Source organism: Pseudomonas citronellolis (genome assembly GCF_900112375.1).
GTDB classification, from domain to species: domain Bacteria; phylum Pseudomonadota; class Gammaproteobacteria; order Pseudomonadales; family Pseudomonadaceae; genus Pseudomonas; species Pseudomonas citronellolis.
The window spans coordinates 37824-56451 of sequence record NZ_FOLS01000021.1; the positions used below are offsets into that span (position 1 = coordinate 37824).

An 18628-nucleotide genomic window follows, 5' to 3' on the forward strand; every position below is an offset into this window, starting at 1 on the left:
TGAGCGCCATGATCGATGCCCTGGGCTTGCTGGAGGTCAGGGGCCTGGCCTGCGGCATAGAGGCCGCCGACGCCATGCTCAAGGCGGCGTCGGTGCGCCTGCTGCGCCAGGCCGTGACCAACCCGGCGCTGGTCACCCTGGTGGTGGAGGGCGACCTGGCCGCCTGCCGCGCCGCGCTGGACGCCGGCGCGGCGCTGGCGACCCGGCGCGGCTGCCTGGTCAGCCGCAAGGAGATCGGCCGCCCGGAAGACGACACCGCCTACCTGCTGGGCAGCCTGCTGGACGCCGGGCAGGGCCCGGCCCCGGCGCCGGCCCCGCAGGAGGCGCTGCTCGGCCTGCTCGCCCGGCGCAAGCACGGCTACAGCGCCAGCGAGGTGGCGGCGGCCTTCGACATCCCGGTGGCGCAGGCCCGGGCTTGGCTGGAAGGCCTCTTCGCCCAGGGCCGGCTGCGCCGCCGCAGTAGCCGCTACCGCCTGCCGGGAGGGGCGCCGCGATGATCGCCGTCGAGGTCCTGGACGCCGGGGAAATCCGCCGCCGGGTGTTCGCCGCCGGCGTGGTGGGGGCGGGGGGCGCGGGCTTCCCGACCCACGTCAAGCTTAAGGCCGAGGCGGAGATCTACCTGGTCAACGGCGCCGAGTGCGAGCCCCTGCTCAAGGTCGACCAGCAGCTCGCCGTGGAACAGGCCGAATGGCTGCTCAAGGGCCTGCTCCACGGCATGGCCGCCACCGGCGCGAAGGAAGGCATCATCGCCCTCAAGGCCAAGTACCGCGCGGCCATCGAGCGCCTGCAGCCGCTGCTGCCCGAGCGCGTGCGCCTGCACATACTGCCGGACGTCTACCCGGCCGGCGACGAGGTCATCACCATCTGGTTGGCCACCGGCCGGCGCGTGCCGCCGGCGGCGCTGCCGCTGGCCATCGGCGTGGTGGTGAGCAACGTACAGACGCTGATCAACGTCGGCCGCGCGGTGGAACGGCAGCAACCGGTGACCCACCGCACCCTGACCGTGAACGGCGCGGTGCGCCAGCCGCTGACCCTCAGCCTGCCGCTCGGCACGCCGCTGCGCGAGGTCCTGGCCCTGGCCGGCGGCAGCACCCTGGAGCGCCCGGCCTTCATCAACGGCGGGCCGATGATGGGGCGCCTGCTGGACGACCTCGACGAACCGGTCAGCAAGACCACCGGCGGCCTGCTGGTGCTGCCGCAGGATCACCTGCTGGTGCGCCGCCGCCGGCAGAGCATGGACTCGGTGCTGGCCATGGCGCGCTCGGTGTGCGAGCAGTGCACGCTGTGCACCGAGCTGTGCCCGCGGCACATGATCGGCCACGAGCTGCCGCCGCATCTGATCGTGCGCGCCACCAACTACCAGCACGTCGCCCAGCCCAGCGTGCTGCTGTCGGCGCTGACCTGCTCCGAATGCGGCATCTGCGAGGCCTACGCCTGCCCGGTGGAGATTTCGCCGATGCGCCTGAACCAGGCGCTCAAGGCCCGCCTGCGCGAAGAGGGCGCCCGCTACCAGGGCGAACTGCGCGGCGCCGACCCCATGGCCGAATACCGCCTGCTGCCGGTCAGCCGCCTGGTCTCGCGCCTGGAGTTGCAGGCCTACAACCACAAGGCGCCATTGCTGGCGCAGGAATATCACCCCGCCGAAGTGCGCCTGGCGCTGCGCCAGCACATCGGCGTGGCCGCCCGGCCCCGCGTTGCCGTGGGCCAGCAGGTGGCGCTGGGCGAATGCATCGCCGAAGTGCCCGAAGGACAACTCGGCGTGCCGCTGCACGCCAGCATCGCCGGCCGCGTGGCGGAGGTCGGCGACAGCCACATCCGCCTCGTCGCCAACCCGCCAGGAGAAGCCTGATGCACCACGCCATAGGTTTGATCGAACTGACCAGCATCGCCCGCGGCGTGCAGCTCGCCGACCTGATGCTGAAAAGCGCCGACGTGCAGCTGCTGGCGGCCAAGACCATCTGCCCCGGCAAGTACATCGCCATGGTCGGCGGCGAGGTCGCCGCGGTGCGCCAGGCGGTGCAGGCCGGCGCGGCCGAGGGCGGGCAGATGCTGGTGGACCAGTTCGTCCTGGCGAACATCCACGAATCGGTGCTGCCGGCCATCAGCGGCGTCAACCCGGTGGACCAGCCGCGGGCGCTGGGGGTGGTGGAAACCTTCAGCGTGGCGGCCTGCATCGAGGCCGCCGATGCCGCGGTGAAAGCGGCCAACGTCACCCTGGTGCGCGTGCACATGGCCTTCGGCATCGGCGGCAAGTGCTACCTGGTGCTGACCGGCGAGGTCGCCGACGTGGAGGCGGCGGTGCGGGTGGCCTGCGCCAGCGCCGGGGAAAAGGGGCTGCTGGTCCACGGCATGACCGTGCCCAGGCCGCACCTTGACCTGTGGCAACACCTGCTCTGAGCAATCCTCCACAGTGTGAGGTGGCCATAGAGCCACCCACTTGGCCGTGCCTTGCATGACGAAACCCGACCCGCTCGCGCGGGTCCCTGAAGCTATCGGGCAAGGCGTCATGTCGGACAAGAAAAGTGCAATCGATCTGCATCACCTCTGGGCGTGCGACGACACGCCGGGCAGGCTGGACGAACCCCTGGGCCACTGCGACGGCGTGCGCCGGCGGCAGACCCGCGACGTCTACGCCCACGCCTGCAACATCACCGCCTGGCAGCAGCTCTACGACCAGCTCGATCCCGGGTCCTTCCGCGGCGAGCTGACCGAGGTCTGGCTCGACGGCCTGCAGTTTTTCCGCGAATACACCAGCCACGCGCTGCACCAGTCCTGCATGGTCTGGCCCGGCGCCTTCTGGTTCGGCATCCCCTACGGCGACAAGGACGTCGGCTACATCGGCCGCGACTGCATCGACGCCCAGGCCATCGCCGTGCGCCCGGGCGGCCGCGAGTTCGAGCTGAGCACCCCGGACGACTACAACATCCTCGGCCTGGTGGTGGAGCGTGAGGCGCTGCTGGAACACCTGGAGCTGGAGGAGCTGCGCCACCTCGGCCTGCTGCTGGAGGAGTCGCGCCTGCTGCAGGTCGAGCCCGGCACCCGGCGGCGCCTGTGCGATTTCATGCGCGCCGCGCTGGCGTTGGCCCAGGTCGAGCCGCTGAGCCTGCGCGAGCCCGCGGTGGCGCGGCAGTTGAACCACGACCTGCTGCTCTGCCTGCTGGACCTGCTGCAGGGCGCGGAACCCGCCCGCGACGCCTGCTCCCGCACCCTGCTGCGCAAGCACTGGGTGGTCGCCCGGGCGCGCGAATACGTGCTGGACAACCCCTGCCGGCCGGTGAGCGCGCTGGAGCTCTGCCGGCTCCTGCACGTCAGCCAGCGCACGCTGCGCAACTGCTTCCTGGACGTGCTCGGGCGCAGCCCCATCCACTACCTCAAGGCCGTGCGCCTGAACGCCGTGCACCGCGAACTGGGCAGCCCCCACTCGCCCTACGCGACCGTGCAGGACGCCGCCATGGCCTGGGGCTTCTGGCACATGGGGCAGTTCGGGCGCGACTACCAGCAGCTCTTCGGTGAACGGCCCTCGGCCACCCTGGCCAACCGCGAACGCCTGAGCGCGGCCTGGTAGGCCGCACCCCTTCTCCCCGGCGCGCCCGTGCCCGGCCCTTCGCGGTCCGGGCGCGGCGCGGCGCGCCGGACCCTCCCTTGTCCTGCAGGAAAACCTTCCATGTCCGACCGAAGCATCCTCGTCATCAACTGCGGCAGTTCGTCGATCAAGTTCGCCCTGGTCGACGAAAGCGCCCCCGAGTTCCGCGCCAGCGGCATCGTCGAATGCCTGGGCACGCCCCAGGCCAGCCTGCGCATCGTCGATGCCGGCGGCCGCGTCGACCTCGCCCTGCCGAACGCCGACCACCGCCAGGCCCTGGCGCGCCTGCTGCCGCTGGTGCAGGTAGCCGCCGAAGGGCGCTTGCAAGGCATCGGCCACCGCGTGGTGCATGGCGGCGAGCACTTCAGCCAGGCCTGCCGCATCGACCCGCAGGTCATGCAGAACATCCGCGACACCGTCGCCCTGGCGCCGCTGCACAACCCCAGCGCCCTGGCCGGCATCGAGGCCGCCGTGGCGCTGTACCCGCAACTGCCGCAGGTGGCGGTGTTCGACACCGCCTTCCACCAGAGCCTGCCCGAGCACGCCTACCGCTACGCCCTGCCGGAAAGGCTGTACCGGCATTTCGGCGTGCGCCGCTACGGCTTCCACGGCACCAGCCACCGCTACGTCAGCCAGTGCGCCGCCGCGCTGTGCGGCCTGCCGCCGGAGGACAGCTGCTGGTTGTCGGCGCACCTGGGCAACGGCAGCTCCACCTGCGCCATCGTCAACGGCCGCAGCCGCGACACCAGCATGGGCATGACGCCGCTGGAGGGCCTGGTGATGGGCACGCGCAGCGGCGACGTCGACCCCAACCTGCACGGCCACCTGATCCGCAGCCTGGGCTGGACCATCGAGGAAGTCGACAGGATGCTCAACGAAGACAGCGGCCTGCTCGGCCTGTCGGGCTTGTCCAACGACATGCGCACCCTGGAGCAGGCGCGCGCCCGGGGCCACGCGGGCGCGGCCCTGGCCATCGAAGTGTTCTGCTACCGCCTGGCCAAGTCCCTGGCGGCGATGGGCTGCGCCATGCCGCGCATCGACGGCCTGGTGTTCACCGGCGGGATCGGCGAGAACTCGGTGCTGGTGCGCGCCAGGACCCTGGCCCACCTGGGGTTCCTCGGCTTCGCCGTCGACGAGGCGGCCAACGCGGCCTGCGTGGGCGGCCGCTGCCGGGAAATCCACCGGCCCGGCTCGCCGCGGGTGCTGGTGGTGCCCACCGCCGAGGAGCGGATGATCGCCCTGGATACGCTGGCGCTGCTGGTCTGACGCCGCGCGCCGGGGCTCAGGCCTCGGGCGCGGAGGTGGCCAGCAGGGCCAGGCGCTCGGCGATGGCGCGCTCGATGCCGGCGGTGTCCAGGCCGCATTCGGCGAGCATCTGCGCCGGCTTGGCGTGCTCCACGTAGTAGTCCGGCAGGCCCAGGTGCAGCAGCGGCTGCTGGCGGTTCTCGCGGGCGAGGAACTCGCCGACCGCGGCGCCGGCGCCGCCCATCACGGCGTTTTCCTCGAGGGTCACCAGCAGTTCGTGGCTGTCGGCCAGCTCACGCACCAGGGCCTCGTCCAGCGGTTTGACGAAGCGCATGTCGGCCACCGTGGCGTCGAAGCGCTCGGCCACCTGCAGGGCCTCGGCCAGTTGCACGCCGAAGGCCAGGATGGCGACCTTGCCGGCCTTGCCCTGGCGGCGCAGCACGCCCTTGCCGATCTCCACCGGCGCAAGCGTCGGGTCGATCGGGGTGTTCGGCCCGCTGCCGCGCGGGTAGCGCACCGCCGCCGGGCCCTGGAACAGGTAGCCGGTGGTCAGCAGCTTGCGCAGTTCGTCCTCGTCGCTGGGGGTCATCACCAGCATGCCGGGGATGCAGCGCAGGTAGGAAAGGTCGAAGCTGCCGGCGTGGGTCGGGCCGTCCTCGCCGACCAGGCCGGCGCGGTCGATGGCGAAGAGCACGTCGAGGTTCTGCACCGCGACGTCGTGGATCAGTTGATCGTAGCCGCGTTGCAGGAAGGTGGAGTAGATCGCCACCACCGGCTTGATGCCGTCGCAGGCCATGCCGGCGGCGAGGGTCACCGCGTGCTGCTCGGCGATGGCGACGTCGAAGTAGCGCTCCGGGAAGCGCTCGGCGAAGGCCACCAGGTCAGAGCCTTCCTTCATCGCCGGGGTGATGCCGACCAGGCGCGGGTCCCGCGACGCCATGTCGCACAGCCACTGGCCGAAGACGTTGGAGTACTTCGGCCCGCCGGCCTTCTTCGGCGCGGCGCCGGCCGGTTCCAGCTTGGTGATGGCGTGGTAGCCGATGGGGTCGGCCTCGGCCGGGGCGAAGCCCTTGCCCTTCTTGGTCACCACGTGGAGGAACTGCGGGCCCTTGAGGTCGCGCATGTTGCGCAGGGTGGCGATCAGCGTGGGCAGGTCGTGGCCGTCGATCGGGCCGATGTAGTTCCAGCCCAGCTCCTCGAAGAGGGTGCCGGGGACCAGCATGCCCTTGGCGTATTCCTCGGTGCGGCGGGCGATCTCCCAGGCGCCGGGCAGGCGCGAGAGCACCTTCTTGCTGCCCTCGCGCATGCTGCTGTAGGTGCGGCTGGAGAGAATCTTGGCCAGGTAGTTGGACAGGCCGCCGACGTTGTGCGAGATCGACATGTCGTTGTCGTTGAGGATCACCAGCATGTCGGCCTGCACGTCGGAGGCGTGGTTCAGCGCCTCGAAGGCCATGCCGGCGGTCAGCGCGCCGTCGCCGATCACCGCCACCGACTTGCGCCCGGAGCCCTGCATGCGCGCGGCGATGGCCATGCCCAGCGCGGCGCTGATGGAGGTGCTGGAGTGGCCGACGCCGAAGGTGTCGTACTCGCTCTCCGAGCGCCGCGGGAAGGCGGCCAGGCCGTCCTTCTGGCGCAGGGTGCCCATACGCTCGCGGCGGCCGGTGAGGATCTTGTGCGGGTAGGCCTGGTGGCCGACGTCCCACACCAGGCGGTCGTCCGGGGTGTCGAAGACGTAGTGCAGGGCGATGGTCAGCTCGATCACCCCCAGGCCGGCGCCGAAGTGGCCGCCGGTCTGGCCGACGCTGTAGAGCAGGTACTGGCGCAGTTCGTCGGCGAGGCTGACGAGCTCCGCCTCGCCCAGCCGGCGCAGCTCGACCGGCGTATTGGCGCGGTCGAGCAGGGGGGTGGCGGGGCGCTCGCGGGGGATCTCGTGGAACGTCGTGGGCATCAGGCTGATCGTTATGAGAGGCAAAGATGCGGCAGTTTACCTGATGCTTCTGACAGGCCCAAGCAAGGTGGGGGTGCTGTTTGGTTGGGGGAGGGGGTGGGTTTCTTGCGGTTGTTCCTGTGGGGCGGGGCTGGTTTTGCCTGTGGGCCTTGGGCCAGAGCGCTTGGCCTTCCAAGGGGCGTTCCGGTGCGCGCGGATGTTTCTCTGGAAATCCGCACGGCGTTATGCGCCGAATCGCGGACGGAGTCCGCTCCTACGGTTCCAGGAAGCACGGGTGTAGGAGCAACTGTCTTGCGCCGAGGTGCTCTTCGTAGGATGGGTTGAGCTTGCGAAACCCATGCGGTTGCGGTGATGGGTATCGCTTCGCTCAACGCCATCCTACGAAAAGCCGTGCTTCCTGGAACCGTAGGAGCGGACTTCGTCCGCGATTGGATTCACCGGCCACACCGGGCATCCCGGTGCAATTGGCCTACGGCGTATAACCGCGGAACCAGCCGGCTAACGCTGTGTTATCCGCCCACGCCGAACGGCCCCCTCTGCCTCTGGGAGAGGGCTGGGGTGAGGGTTGCGGACTTCGCCGATACCTCGTTGCCTGACCCGTACCGCCGACCCCTCAGCTACGCCGATCGACGATATAGCGAGCCAGCTCCCGCAGCGGCTCAGCACCTTCGCCGAAGCCTTCCAGGGCCGCCAGGGCCTGGTCGCGCAGGGCCAGGGCGTAGGCCTTGGCGGCTTCCAGGCCGAGCAGGGCGGGGTAGGTGGGTTTGTCGTGGGCCTGGTCCTTGCCCTGGGTCTTGCCCAGGGTAGCCGTGTCGCTTTCCACGTCGAGGATGTCGTCCTGCACCTGGAACGCCAGGCCGATGGCTCCAGCGTAGCGGGCCAGGGCCTCCAGACGTTCGGCGTCGGCCTGGCCGCTGGCCAGGGCGCCGAGGCGCACGCTGGCTTCGATCAGCGCGCCGGTCTTGTGCCGGTGCATGGTTTCCAGGGCCGCCTGGTCGATCTTGCGGCCCACCGCCTCGAGGTCGATGGCCTGGCCGCCGACCATGCCGGCGGAGCCGGCGGCGCGGGCCAGGGCGGTGACCATGGCCAGGCGCGTTTCGGCGTCCTGCGGGTTCAACCGGGCCTCGGCCAGCACTTCGAAGGCCAGCGCCTGCAGGCCGTCGCCGGCGAGGATGGCGCAGGCCTCGTCGAAGGCGATGTGGGTGGTCGGCTGGCCGCGGCGCAGGTCGTCGTCGTCCATCGCCGGCAGGTCGTCGTGGACCAGCGAGTAGGCGTGGATCAGCTCCACCGCGCAGGCCGCGCCGTCGGCCCGGGCGGGGTCGCCGCCCAAGGCCTCGCAGGCGGCGTAGGCCAGCAGTGGGCGCACGCGCTTGCCACCGTTGACCACGCTGTAGCGCATGGCCTGGTAGAGGCGCTGGAGGTCTTCGCGGGGCGGGGTGAACAGGGTTTCCAGGGCGGCGTCTACACGCGCCTGGCAGCGCGCCTGGTAGGCGGCGATCATGCGTCTTCGCCTTCGCTGTCGAACGGCGCCTCGCTCAGCTCGCCATCGCGCTCCAGCAGCACCTGCACCTTCTGCTCGGCCTGGCTCAGCGCCGCCTGGCATTCGCGGGTCAGGCGGATGCCCTGCTCGAAGGCGCCGAGCGAGTCCTCCAGGGACAACTCGCCACTTTCCAGGCGTTCCACCAGGGTTTGCAGTTCGGCGAGGGACTGTTCGAAATCGACGGCTTTCTTGCGGGCCATGGGACATCTCGGCGGGGTATTCGGAACCCGGCGACACTAGCAGAGACGCGCCTTGCGGGCAAATCCGCGGGCCTTGCCCGGCATCCCGGTGGCGCATGTTTCGCGCTAAGCTTGGGCCATGAACTACCTCGCCCATCTCCACCTCGGCGGTTCGCAGCCGGCGCAGTTGCTCGGCAGCCTCTACGGCGATTTCGTCAAGGGGCCGCTGGCTGGGCGCTGGCCGGCGGACATCGAGGCGGCCATCCGCCTGCACCGGCGCATCGACGCCTTCACCGACAGCCATCCGCTGGTGCATGCGGCGAAGCTGCGTTTTCCCGCCGAGCGGCGGCGCCTGGCGGGCGTGCTGCTGGACGTGTTCTTCGACCATTGCCTGGCGCGGGACTGGGACACATTCAGCAACGAGCCGCTCAGCGAATTCACCCGCCGCGTCTATGGTGTACTGAACACCACCCCGCAGTTGCCCGAGCGCCTGGCGCGCATCGCCCCGCGCATGGCGGCGCAGGACTGGCTGGGCAGCTACCGCGAGTTCACGGTGCTGCAGGACGTGCTCGCCGGCATGGCCCGCCGGCTGTCGCGCCCGGGCCTGCTGGACGGCGCCTGGGAGGAACTGGCCGAGCGCTACCAGCCGCTGAGCGACGACTTCCGCGCGTTCTACCCGCAACTGCTGGCGCTGGCTGGGCGGCGCGACAATTTGCCTGGGGATCGCCCCCCGGCTTGATATGCATCAAACGTAGGAAAGCCATGAAAGGATGCAATAGAACCCACGACGGAGAGGGAGGTGCAGCATGCTCAAATCATTGATGATCGCCACGGATTTGTCTTCGCGCTCGGAGAAGGCCCTGCAACGCGCCGGCGCCCTGGCCAAGCGCTTCGGCTGCCCGTGGACGGTGCTCTGCGTGGTGGATGAGGACCAGCCGGCGGCGCTGGTCGAGCAGGAGGCGACGCAGGTCCGGCTGCTGCTGGAGGCGCGCCTGGTCGAACTCACCGCCCTGGGCGGCAGTTGCCCGCGCATCCGCGTCGAGGTCGGCGACCCGAACCAGAAGATCGTCAGCTGCGCGCTGGAGGAGGATGTCGACCTGCTGGTGATGGGCTCGCACCGCAAGAGCGTGCTGCGCGACATCTTCGTCGGCACCACGGTGGAACGCGTGGTGCGCGCCGGCAAGCTGCCGGTGCTGATGGTCAACCAGCCGGCGGTCGGTGAATACCGTGACCTGCTATTGGCGCTGGACACCTCGCCGGCCTCGGCCAATGCGGTGCGCGTCGCCGAGCGCCTGGGCCTGCTGCAGGGCGCGGTGCGCCGCGCCATCTATGCCTTCAGCCCGCTGGCCAAGGGCATGATGCAGTACTCCGGGGTCAGCGAGGAGCGCATCGACGAGTTCGTCGGCACCGAGACGCGCCAGGCGGTGGACGAGTTCAAGGCGTTCCTCCGGGACCAGCAGCTGGAACCCTGGATCGACGAACAGCTGGTCGCCGTCGGCCTGCCGGGCAACGTGCTGGAGCGCATGTCCGAGAAGCACCGGCCGGACCTGCTGGTGATGGGTACCCGGGGCATGGGCGGGATCAAGCGTGCCCTGATCGGCAGTGTCGCCGACTACGCCCTGCGCGAACTGGATTGCGACATCCTGGTCGTGCCGCCGGAAACCGGCGTGTAGGACGGCGCGGCGCAGGTCCGCGCGCTAGGGAAACGACGGCGCCCGCCAATGGCGGGCGCCGTGCTTTCCGGTTGGCGCCCAAGCCTGCGCCGCCGTCCGGGGCGGAACCTGCCAGCCGTGGCGCCCGGCAGGTTCGACTTCTTCTTTCAGGCGGCCAGCGCCTGCTCCCGAGCGACTTCCCCGTAGATCACCGTGCCGATGGCGGCGTGGGCCTGCTGCGCCAGCTGGGCGCGGTCGCGGCCCTGGCTGGGCAGCGGCGCGAGCAGGTGGATTTCCACGCAGCCGCGGTCGTTGCGCAGCAGCCGCAGCAGGTGGCTGACCAACTCGTCGTCGCCGATGAAGGGGGCCAAATGGTCCGGCTCGCCGTCGCGCAGGTAGCGCAGGGCCACCGGCTGCAGCGGCACCCCGGCGTGGATGGCGCCGGCCAGCAGGCGCCCATGGAAGTTGCGCAGGCCGCGGCCGTCGGTGGTGGTGCCTTCCGGGAAGATCAGCGTCGAGCGGCCCAGTTGCAGGGCCCCGGCGATCTGCTCGCCGAGGCGGCTGCCGTCGCCCGAGCCGCGGCGGATGAACAGGGTGCCGGCCTTTTCCGCCAGCCAGCCGGCCAGCGGCCACTGGCGCACCTCGGCCTTGGACAGGAAGGTCAGCGGGGCCAGGGCGCCGAGCAGCGGGATGTCGAGCCAGGACACGTGGTTGCTGACCCACAGCGCCGGCTGCCGGGGCAGCTCGCCGTAGACCTTCACCCGCAGCGGCAGGGCGCGGCTCAGGCGCGCCAGCCACCAGCGCGTCAGGCTCTGGCGCAGGGCGGTCCAGTCGTAGCCGGGCAGGCGTTCGAGCAGCGCCACCCCGGCGGCCAGCGCCAGGCCCAGACCGATCACCGCCAGCAGGCGGGCGATGCGCCAGGCGCCGCGCATCACACGGCCGCCTTGAAGTGGCGGGCGTAGCGCGGGCACAGCTCGTCGCGCTTGAGCAGGATGAACACGTCGGCGACCTGGAAGTCCGGGTCCCAGCAGGGCTCGCCGCAGATCTTCGCGCCCAGGCGCATGTAGGCCTTGAGCAGCGGCGGCAGCTCGGCGGTGAGGTTGTCCGGCAGCTCCTGCGCCGGCAGCGGCGTCTTCGGCTCGGCGCGCAGGTTCTCGCGGCACAGGTAGCGCTCGCGCAGGCGCTGCATCACCGCCAGGGCCTGGATGCCGCCGTCGCGCATGGGGATGCTGGCGCAGCCCATCAGGTAGCGGTAGCCGCCCTCGTTGAGCACCTCGGCCAGCTCGCCCCAGAGCACGGCGATGGTGGCGCCGTTGCGGTAGGCCGGGTCGACGCAGGTGCGGCCGATCTCCAGCACCGGGCCCTGCAACTCGGCCAGGCCGTCGAGGTGGAATTCCTCCTCGCTGTAGAAGCGCCCCAGGCGTTCGGCGGCGCGGTGGTCGAGCAGGCGGGTGGTGGCCACCAGGGCGCCGCTGGCCAGGTCGCGCACGCCGATGTGCTGGCAGTGGCTGTCGTAGTCGTCCAGGTCCAGGCCGAGCTCGGCACCCTTCAGGCGCGCATCGAATTCGGTGCTGAACACGCTGAAACGCAGGGCCTGGGCTTCGCGCAGGGCGCGGGCGCCGCGCAGGCGCACGGCTTTCAGGCGGCGTTCTTCGCGCGGGGTGTCGCAGGCGTGGGCGGTCTGACTCATGCGGAGGCCTCCATGGGCCGGCCAGGCGGGTTGCGGCCGGTCGCCTTTGTTGTGCAAGCTCAGGCTAGGAAGCGGCGGTGTCACGCTTGTGACCCTGGCGTGATGCTTGTATGACAACACCACCCCCCGGATGAGGATCGCCCCATGCCCTGGAACCGCCTGCTCGGCCCCCTGGAGCCACTGTCCGCCGGCCTGGCCCTGGAGGACTGGTACGCCGAACTGCTGGCCTGCGCCGCTGGCGCCGGGCCGCTGGAGCTGGCGGTGCTCGCCGGGCGCCTGGCGGCGACCCCCGGCCTGGCCTTCCTCGGCGGCTACCAGGCGGCCCTGCGTGCCCTGTGGCCGGCGGCCCCGGCCGGGCTGGGCGCGCTCTGCGTCAGCGAGGGCAAGAGCCTGCGCCCGGCGGACCTGGCCACCCGCCTGGACGGCCTGACCCTGCACGGCCGCAAGGACTTCGCCACCGCCGCCGACAGCGCCGCCTGGTACCTGGTGGCGGCGCGCGACGAGCCGGACGGCGAGGCCCCGCGCCTGGCCATGACCGTGGTGCTGGCCGGCGCCCCCGGCGCGCGCCTGGAGCCGATGCCGGCCATGCCGCTGATCCCCGACATCCCCCACGCCCGGCTGATCCTCGAGGGCGCCCACTGCGAGCGCCTGCCGGGCGACGGCTGGGACGCCTACAGCAAGCCGTTCCGCGGCCTGGAAGACCTGCACGTGATGGCCGCGCTGCTGGCCTGGCTGTACGGCGTGGGCCTGGCCAGCCGTTGGCCGCGGGAATTGCCCCTGCGCCTGGCCGGGCTGCTGGCCGGCTGCGCCGAAGTGGCGCGGCACCCGGTGGGCGACACGGCGACGCACCTGCTGCTGGGCGGCCTGTTCGCCCAGTTCGACGCCCTGACCCCGGCGCTGGACGCCGCCATCGCCCAGGGCCCGGAGCATTGGGCACAGTTGTGGAAGCGCGACCGCGCCGTGCTCGCCCTGGGTGGCAGCGCCCGCGCCAGGCGCCTGGACAAGGCCTGGGCGGCACTGGGGCTTGACCCAGGTCAGTGAGGCCGGCGCCCGCGCCTGGGTACCCTGCGCGACATTCCGCCGCCCCACCGGCATGACCCCGCAGGAAGCTCCATGCGTCGCGAACCCATAGTGCTGTTCGACAACGGCACCCACCAATGCCTGTGCTTCGACGACCTCGTCAGTGGCGACGGGGTGCAGTCCAACCAGTTCCTCATCGTCGACCACGGCCAGTACCTGCTGCTCGACCCGGGCGGCGACCTGACCTACACGCCGCTGTCGCTGGAGCTGTCGAAGCTGATGCCGCTGCAGGAGCTGGACTACATCTTCGCCTCGCACCAGGACCCGGATATCATCGCCGCGCTGGACAAGTGGCTGCTGCACACCCGCGCCAAGGTCATCTGCTCCAAGCTCTGGGCGCGCTTCCTGCCGCACCTGACGGCCAGCTACCTGGCGGTCAGCCACGGCATCTCCACCTACGACCGCGTCATCGCCGTGCCCGACCGCGGCCAGTCGCTGAACCTCGGGCGCTGCCAGTTGAAGGTGCTGCCGGCGCACTTCCTGCACTCGGTGGGCAACTTCCAGATCTACGACCCGGTCAGCCGCATCCTCTTCTCCGGCGACATGGGCGCCTCCCTGGTGGACGACGCCAACCCGGTGCAGGACTTCGCCGAGCACCTGCCGCACATGCTCGGCTTCCACCGCCGCTACATGGCCAGCAACAAGGTGTGCCGGCTATGGGCGGACATGGTGCGCACCCTCGACGTGCAGATGATGGTGCCGCAGCACGGCCGGCCCTTCGTCGGGCGGCCGATGATCGACGCCTTCCTGGACTGGATCAGCGGCCTGGAATGCGGCATGGACCTGCTCGGCCCGGCCGACTACCAGGTGCCGCGCTGAATTCGTCCGCCATTCCGGCGTGATCGGCGCTTATAGCCGTCATGGCAGCGTGCTAGGGTTCCGCCGGAGCTGACAACAAGAGGCCCGCCGATGCCCATGCCCTCCCTGCGCCCGCTGCTGCGTGGCCTCACCCTGGTCGCCGGCCTGTGCCTGCTGGCGCCGGCCCATGCGGAAACCTGGCCGGACGCCGACTGGCAGCCCGGCCCCGCGCCCAGCGGCCCGGCGTTGCAGGCCTTCGAAGCCTATGCCTTCCCGGCGCGCGACGACGCCACCCGCCAGGGCGTGCGCAGCGACGCCGTGGTGGTGATCCGCGACGGCCAGCTGGTCTACGAACGCTATGCCGGGCCGACACGGGCGCAGACCCCGCACCTGGCCTGGTCGATGAGCAAGAGCATCATGGCCTGCGTGCTCGGCGTGGCCTACGGCGAGGGCCGTTTCCAGCTGGACGACGCGGTGGCGCAGCACTTCGCGCCCTTCGCCGAGCACCCGCAGGTGAAGATGCGCCACCTGCTCAACTGGGCCTCGGGCCTGGCCTGGGGAGAGGACTACGAATACGCCCCGCTGAAATCCTCGGTGGTGGCCATGCTCTACACCCGCGGCCGCGACGACATGGCCGGCTTCGTCGCCGGCTTCCCCGCCGACGCCGAGCCGGGCCAGCGCTTCCGCTACTCCAGCGGCGACAGCAACGTGCTCGCCGCCAGCCTCAGGCAGATGGTCGGCGATGCCTACGCCGATTACCCCTGGACTGCGCTGTTCGAGCCCCTGGGCATCCGCTCGGCGGTGTGGGAACGCGACGCCAGCGGCACCTTCGTCGGCTCCTCCTACGCCTACATGACCGCCCGCGACCTGGCGCGCATCGGCCTGCTGATGCAGCGCGGCGGGCGCTGGAAGGAACGCCAGCTGCTGCCGCAGGCCTGGATGCAGTTCGCCCTCACGCCGTTCGCCAACTACCGCCCGAGCGCGGAAGACGCCAGCGACGGCGTGCCCGGCGGCCAGTGGTGGCTCAACCGCGCCCCGGCCGGCGCCGGCCTGCCCTGGCCGAACGCCCCGGAAACCACCTTCGCCGCCCTCGGCCACTGGGGCCAGGCGCTCTACGTGCTGCCCGACCAGAAGCTGGTGATCGTGCGCTACGCCGACGACCGCGACGGCAGCTACCGCCACGACGACTTCCTCAAGCGGGCCCTCGCGGCCTTCGCCCAGCCGGAGGCCAAGCCATGATCCGCCGCCACCCGCTGCTCAGTCTGCTGCTCCTGGCGCTGGTCGCCCTGGCCGGCTGGGCCTGGGCCAACCGCGTGCACCTGGAGTCCTTCCCGCCGATCATCGGCGCCTACACGGCCAAGGAGTACTGCTCCTGCCGCTACGTCATGGGCAACAGCGCCGAATACTGCCAGGGCTACACCAAGCAGTACGTACCGACCAGCGCCTTCCTCGACGACGCCGAGCACAAGCGCGTGACCGCCCGCGGCCTGGGCAGCACCCAGACCGCCTCCTGGCTCGGCCCGCGCGAGGGCTGCCGGCTGCTGCCCCAGCCGTAGGGCGCATAACGCCTACGGCGTTATCCGCCGCTTGGCCTTGATCCCCGGCGGCTCCTGGGTTGGCCTGGGCGTTGGCCATGGCCTGGGTGTATCGGCGTATAACCGCGAACGGTTATCCGCCCTACGCCTGAACCAATTACGTCTGAACCAATGGCGCTGCCGCCTGCCCAACGGGCTCGCCGGCCGGTTTGCAAGCCGACGGCGGGCGGCTATCGTTGGCCGTTGATCCGGTCGTTTTCCATGTAAGGGATTTCATGCGCTCGCTGTTCGCCTTCCTCTTCGCGGCCTGCTTCGCCGCCTCCGTCCAGGCGGCCTGGTACCTCGACTACGAGTCCTCGCGGCTGAACTTCGTCACCGGCCGCGGCGCCGCCGGCGCCGACAACAACCGCTTCCTGGTCATGCACGGCAGCGTCGACGACCACGGCAAGGCCAGCCTGCGCATCGAGCTGGACTCGGTGCTCAGCGGCGTGCCGCTGCGCGACGAGCGCATCCGCGAGCTGCTGTTCGAGACCGAACGCTACCCCGAGGCCAGCGTGGACGCGCAGCTGGACCTGGGGCCGATCCTCGGCCTGGCCAACGGCGCGCAGCTGGAAATGCCGCTGCCGTTGCGCCTGGACCTGCACGGCGCCAGCCGCGCCTACCGCGCCGAGGTGCTGGTGACGCGCCTGGACGAACGGCGCTTCCAGGTGGTGACGCTGTCGCCGCTGATCCTCGACGCCGCCGACTTCGGCCTGGCGCCGGGGGTGGAGAAACTGCGCAAGCTCGCCGGCCTGCAGACCATCAACCTGGCGGTGCCGGTGGGCGCCGTGCTGATCTTCGCCCAGCGGTGAGCGGGCCGGTCTTCCCCTGGCGCAGCGGCAACCGCTTCGCCCTGCTGGTGGACGGGGAGGACTTCTTCCCGAGCATGCTCACGGCCATCGCCCGGGCGCAGCGCCAGGTGGACCTGGAGCTGTACCTGGTGGAGGGCGGCACCTGTTCCGAGCTGCTGCTGGAAACCCTGATCGACGCCCTGCGCCGCGGCGTGGCCGTGCGCTGCCTGTTCGACGGCTTCGGCGCCCTGCGCCTGGGCAGCGCCTGGGGCCGCCGCCTGCGCGAGGCCGGCGGCGAGCTGCGCCTGTACAACCCGCTGCGCTGGCGCGGTGGCTGGCGCAACCTGTTCCGCGACCACCGCAAGCTGCTGCTGGTGGACCAGGACCTGGGCTACGTCGGCGGCGCCGGCGCCACCGACGAGTTCTGGTCGGTGCCGGAGAACGCCAGCGCCTGGCACGAGGTGATGGTGGAAATGCAGGGCCCGGTGCTGGCCGACTGGCTGGTGCTGTTCGAGCGCCAGTGGCATGCCTGCCTGCAGGCCAAGGCCTGGCGCCCGCTGCAGATGGTGTCGCCGGCGCGCCTGCCGCCCACGCCCGTCGGCAGCAGCGGCCTGGGCCGGGTGGCCTACGCCGACGCCCGCCAGCACCGCGACATCCTGCAGTCGCTGGTGCGCAGCCTGAACAGCGCGCAGCAGCGCATCTGGCTGGCCACGCCGTATTTCCTGCCCACTTGGAAGGTCCGCCGGGCGCTGCGCAAGGCCGCGCGGCGCGGCGTGGAGGTGCGCCTGCTGCTGACCGGCCGGCTCACCGACCACGCCCCCGTGCGCTATGCTGGGCAGCGTTATTACCCGCGCCTGCTGCGCGCCGGCATCCGCATCTTCGAGTACCAGCCGCGCTTCCTGCACATGAAGGTGGTGCTGGTGGACGATTGGACGAGCGTCGGTTCGTGCAACTTCGACCATTGGAACTTGCGGTTCAATCTGGATGCCAATATCGAGATACTGGACGCCGACTTCACGGCGGCGGTGGCCGATTGCCTGATCGCCGACTTCGCCGCCAGCCGGGAGATCGATTTCACGCTGTGGCACGGCCGCTCCCTGTGGATGCGCCTGCACCAGCGGTTGTGGGGCTGGCTCGACCGGGTGGTGGTCAACTTCCTCGATCGCCGCCGTTGAGCAGTCCGCCGGGGCAGGCACCCCGGGGAGAACGGGAGTAAGGTCGTGAACAAGATCGGCAAGGAAAGGTTCATCGGGCTGGAGTGGTTGCGCTTCCTGCTCGGGATGTACGTGGTGGTCTACCACACCCTCCATGTCTACCCGGCGGAGCAGAAGTTCCGCGGGCTGGACGAGCTGACCAGCCTGGGCTTCTTCGCCACCAGCACCTTCTTCGTGCTCTCCGGCTTCCTCCTGGCCCACGTCTACGTCACCGACGGCCAACTGCGCGAGAGCCCGCGCAGCTTCCTCACCAAGCGCTTCTCCAACCTCTACCCGATCCACATCTTCTCGATCCTGCTGACCATCGGCGTGCTGCTGCTGATCAGCCAGCTGGGCATCGGCCCGGACCTGGACCAGGCCACCCCGCGCTTCGTGGTCTACGACACCCACGACACCCTCGGCCAGACCCATCCGGAGCTGTTCCGCCACTGGATGAGCGACCGCGAGCTGCTGCTCAACAGCATCCTCCAGCTGACCATGCTGCAGGCCTGGAACCCGCTGTACCTGACCTTCAACGCGCCGCTCTGGTCGCTGTCCACGCTGTTCTTCTTCTACCTCTGCTTCCCGGCGCTGGCGCCGCGGCTGATGCGCATCGGCAACAAGCGGCGGGCGCTGCTGGCGCTCTGGCTGCTGTACCTGGTGCCGCCGCTGCTGCTGGCTCTGCACCAGCAGTACGGCATGCCCTGGACCGGCCTGCTGCACCGCAACCCGATCCTGCGCCTGCCGGAATTCCTCGGCGGCATCCTCGCCTACGGCCTGTTCCGCGAGCACAAGGACAGCGGCCGCCTGCCCGGCACCGGCGCGGTGCTGGCGCTGGGCGCCTTCGTGGTGGCCAACTTCCTCGCCGCCGACTACCTCTATACCCAGGGCGCGCGGCACTGGTACTTCCTGCTGCACAATGGCCTGCTGCTGCCGGCGCAACTGGTGCTGGTGTACATCAGCGCCTTGCCGCGCGACCCGCACAGCCCGGCGATCCGCCACTGGTCGCCGCGCCTGGGGGCGGCCTCGCTGTCGCTGTTCGCCCTGCACGTGCCGCTGTTCACCCTGTTCTCGCGCACCGAGAAGCTGATCCGCGCGCCCGGCGACTGCCTGGCCGACTGGGCCTACTGCATCACCGCGGCCACCGAGCAGCAGCTGTCGCTGTGGCTGTACCCGCTGTTCCTGCTGTTCATGGTGGTCAGCTGTGTGCTGTTCCAGGAGCGCTTGGTGGTACCCACGCGCAAGTGGTTGGTGCGTCACCTGTTACCGCAGGCGGCGCAGAGGCGCCCGGCCACCTTGCCCTGAGGCGCCGCCACCCGGACTTTCGGCGGGTGGCCCGGCGGCCGTCGCTGGTT

At 70.7% G+C, this 18628-nt stretch carries 19 protein-coding genes; 14 read left to right on the forward strand and 5 right to left on the reverse strand.

All coding sequences use genetic code 11. From position 1 onward, the window contains the following. The first annotated feature begins 8 nt into the window (after positions 1–8). From BM060_RS19695 to BM060_RS19715, 5 genes are all read left to right on the forward strand, one after another. Positions 9–497 (forward strand): BMC domain-containing protein, encoded by a 489-nt coding sequence (locus BM060_RS19695; protein ID WP_064584334.1) that lies wholly within the window; start codon positions 9–11, stop codon positions 495–497. After that, positions 494–1849, forward strand: a complete 1356-nt coding sequence (locus BM060_RS19700; RefSeq protein ID WP_074982176.1) for a 4Fe-4S dicluster domain-containing protein — start codon at positions 494–496, stop codon at positions 1847–1849. Before BM060_RS19695 ends, BM060_RS19700 begins: the two co-directional genes overlap by 4 nt. Further along, complete coding sequence (locus BM060_RS33555; protein ID WP_074982178.1) at positions 1849–2397, forward strand: BMC domain-containing protein; 549 nt, start codon at positions 1849–1851, stop codon at positions 2395–2397. Before BM060_RS19700 ends, BM060_RS33555 begins: the two co-directional genes overlap by 1 nt. Before the next feature lie 109 nt (positions 2398–2506). Beyond that, positions 2507–3565, forward strand: a complete 1059-nt coding sequence (eutR, locus tag BM060_RS19710) for an HTH-type transcriptional regulator EutR (RefSeq protein WP_074982180.1) — start codon at positions 2507–2509, stop codon at positions 3563–3565. Between the two features lie 99 nt (positions 3566–3664). Then, a complete protein-coding gene (locus BM060_RS19715; RefSeq protein WP_074982182.1) occupies positions 3665–4849 on the forward strand; it encodes an acetate/propionate family kinase in 1185 nt (394 codons plus the stop codon). Between the two features lie 16 nt (positions 4850–4865). Here BM060_RS19715 and dxs read toward each other — a convergent pair whose 3' ends face one another. The 3 genes from dxs to BM060_RS19730 form a co-directional block, all read right to left on the reverse strand. Then, complete coding sequence (gene dxs, locus BM060_RS19720) at positions 4866–6776, reverse strand: 1-deoxy-D-xylulose-5-phosphate synthase (RefSeq protein ID WP_074982184.1); 1911 nt, start codon at positions 6774–6776, stop codon at positions 4866–4868. A 613-nt stretch (positions 6777–7389) separates the two neighbouring features. Continuing rightward, positions 7390–8277, reverse strand: coding sequence for a (2E,6E)-farnesyl diphosphate synthase (ispA, locus tag BM060_RS19725; RefSeq protein ID WP_074982187.1), 888 nt, complete (start codon positions 8275–8277; stop codon positions 7390–7392). Then, a complete protein-coding gene (locus BM060_RS19730) occupies positions 8274–8516 on the reverse strand; it encodes an exodeoxyribonuclease VII small subunit (RefSeq protein WP_009615726.1) in 243 nt (80 codons plus the stop codon). The genes ispA and BM060_RS19730 overlap by 4 nt, the downstream gene beginning before the upstream one ends. 118 nt (positions 8517–8634) lie before the next feature. On the opposite strand from BM060_RS19730, the gene BM060_RS19735 reads away from it, so the two are divergent. Both BM060_RS19735 and BM060_RS19740 read left to right on the forward strand, forming a co-directional pair. Further along, positions 8635–9234, forward strand: a complete 600-nt coding sequence (locus tag BM060_RS19735) for an acyl carrier protein phosphodiesterase (protein WP_043316628.1) — start codon at positions 8635–8637, stop codon at positions 9232–9234. A gap of 67 nt (positions 9235–9301) precedes the next feature. Further along, positions 9302–10168 carry a universal stress protein gene (locus tag BM060_RS19740; protein ID WP_074982190.1) on the forward strand — a complete coding sequence of 289 codons (867 nt, stop codon included), beginning with the start codon at positions 9302–9304 and terminating at the stop codon, positions 10166–10168. Between the two features lie 146 nt (positions 10169–10314). On the opposite strand, the gene BM060_RS19745 is transcribed toward BM060_RS19740, so the two are convergent. Both BM060_RS19745 and olsB read right to left on the reverse strand, forming a co-directional pair. After that, positions 10315–11079 (reverse strand): lysophospholipid acyltransferase family protein, encoded by a 765-nt coding sequence (locus BM060_RS19745; RefSeq protein WP_074982192.1) that lies wholly within the window; start codon positions 11077–11079, stop codon positions 10315–10317. Next, positions 11079–11837 (reverse strand): L-ornithine N(alpha)-acyltransferase, encoded by a 759-nt coding sequence (gene olsB, locus BM060_RS19750; protein ID WP_074982194.1) that lies wholly within the window; start codon positions 11835–11837, stop codon positions 11079–11081. The genes BM060_RS19745 and olsB overlap by 1 nt, the downstream gene beginning before the upstream one ends. 144 nt (positions 11838–11981) lie before the next feature. On the opposite strand from olsB, the gene BM060_RS19755 reads away from it, so the two are divergent. The 7 genes from BM060_RS19755 to BM060_RS19785 all read left to right on the forward strand — a co-directional run bounded on the left by BM060_RS19755 (position 11982) and on the right by BM060_RS19785 (position 18578). Continuing rightward, positions 11982–12878: an acyl-CoA dehydrogenase middle domain-containing protein gene (locus tag BM060_RS19755; protein WP_074982196.1), complete on the forward strand. Its 897-nt coding sequence runs from the start codon at positions 11982–11984 to the stop codon at positions 12876–12878. A gap of 72 nt (positions 12879–12950) precedes the next feature. Next, positions 12951–13736 (forward strand): oxygen-binding di-iron domain-containing protein, encoded by a 786-nt coding sequence (locus BM060_RS19760; RefSeq protein ID WP_074982198.1) that lies wholly within the window; start codon positions 12951–12953, stop codon positions 13734–13736. A gap of 90 nt (positions 13737–13826) precedes the next feature. Then, complete coding sequence (locus BM060_RS19765) at positions 13827–14954, forward strand: serine hydrolase domain-containing protein (protein WP_074982201.1); 1128 nt, start codon at positions 13827–13829, stop codon at positions 14952–14954. Next, entirely contained in the window at positions 14951–15271 is a 321-nt protein-coding gene (locus tag BM060_RS19770; protein WP_074982202.1) for an amidase, read from the forward strand. The genes BM060_RS19765 and BM060_RS19770 overlap by 4 nt, the downstream gene beginning before the upstream one ends. A gap of 254 nt (positions 15272–15525) precedes the next feature. Beyond that, positions 15526–16101 (forward strand): YceI family protein, encoded by a 576-nt coding sequence (locus BM060_RS19775; protein WP_074982204.1) that lies wholly within the window; start codon positions 15526–15528, stop codon positions 16099–16101. A 74-nt stretch (positions 16102–16175) separates the two neighbouring features. Further along, complete coding sequence (locus tag BM060_RS19780; RefSeq protein ID WP_135499950.1) at positions 16176–17255, forward strand: phospholipase D-like domain-containing protein; 1080 nt, start codon at positions 16176–16178, stop codon at positions 17253–17255. A 45-nt stretch (positions 17256–17300) separates the two neighbouring features. Continuing rightward, complete coding sequence (locus BM060_RS19785; RefSeq protein ID WP_074982210.1) at positions 17301–18578, forward strand: acyltransferase family protein; 1278 nt, start codon at positions 17301–17303, stop codon at positions 18576–18578. The last annotated feature ends 50 nt before the right edge of the window (positions 18579–18628 follow it).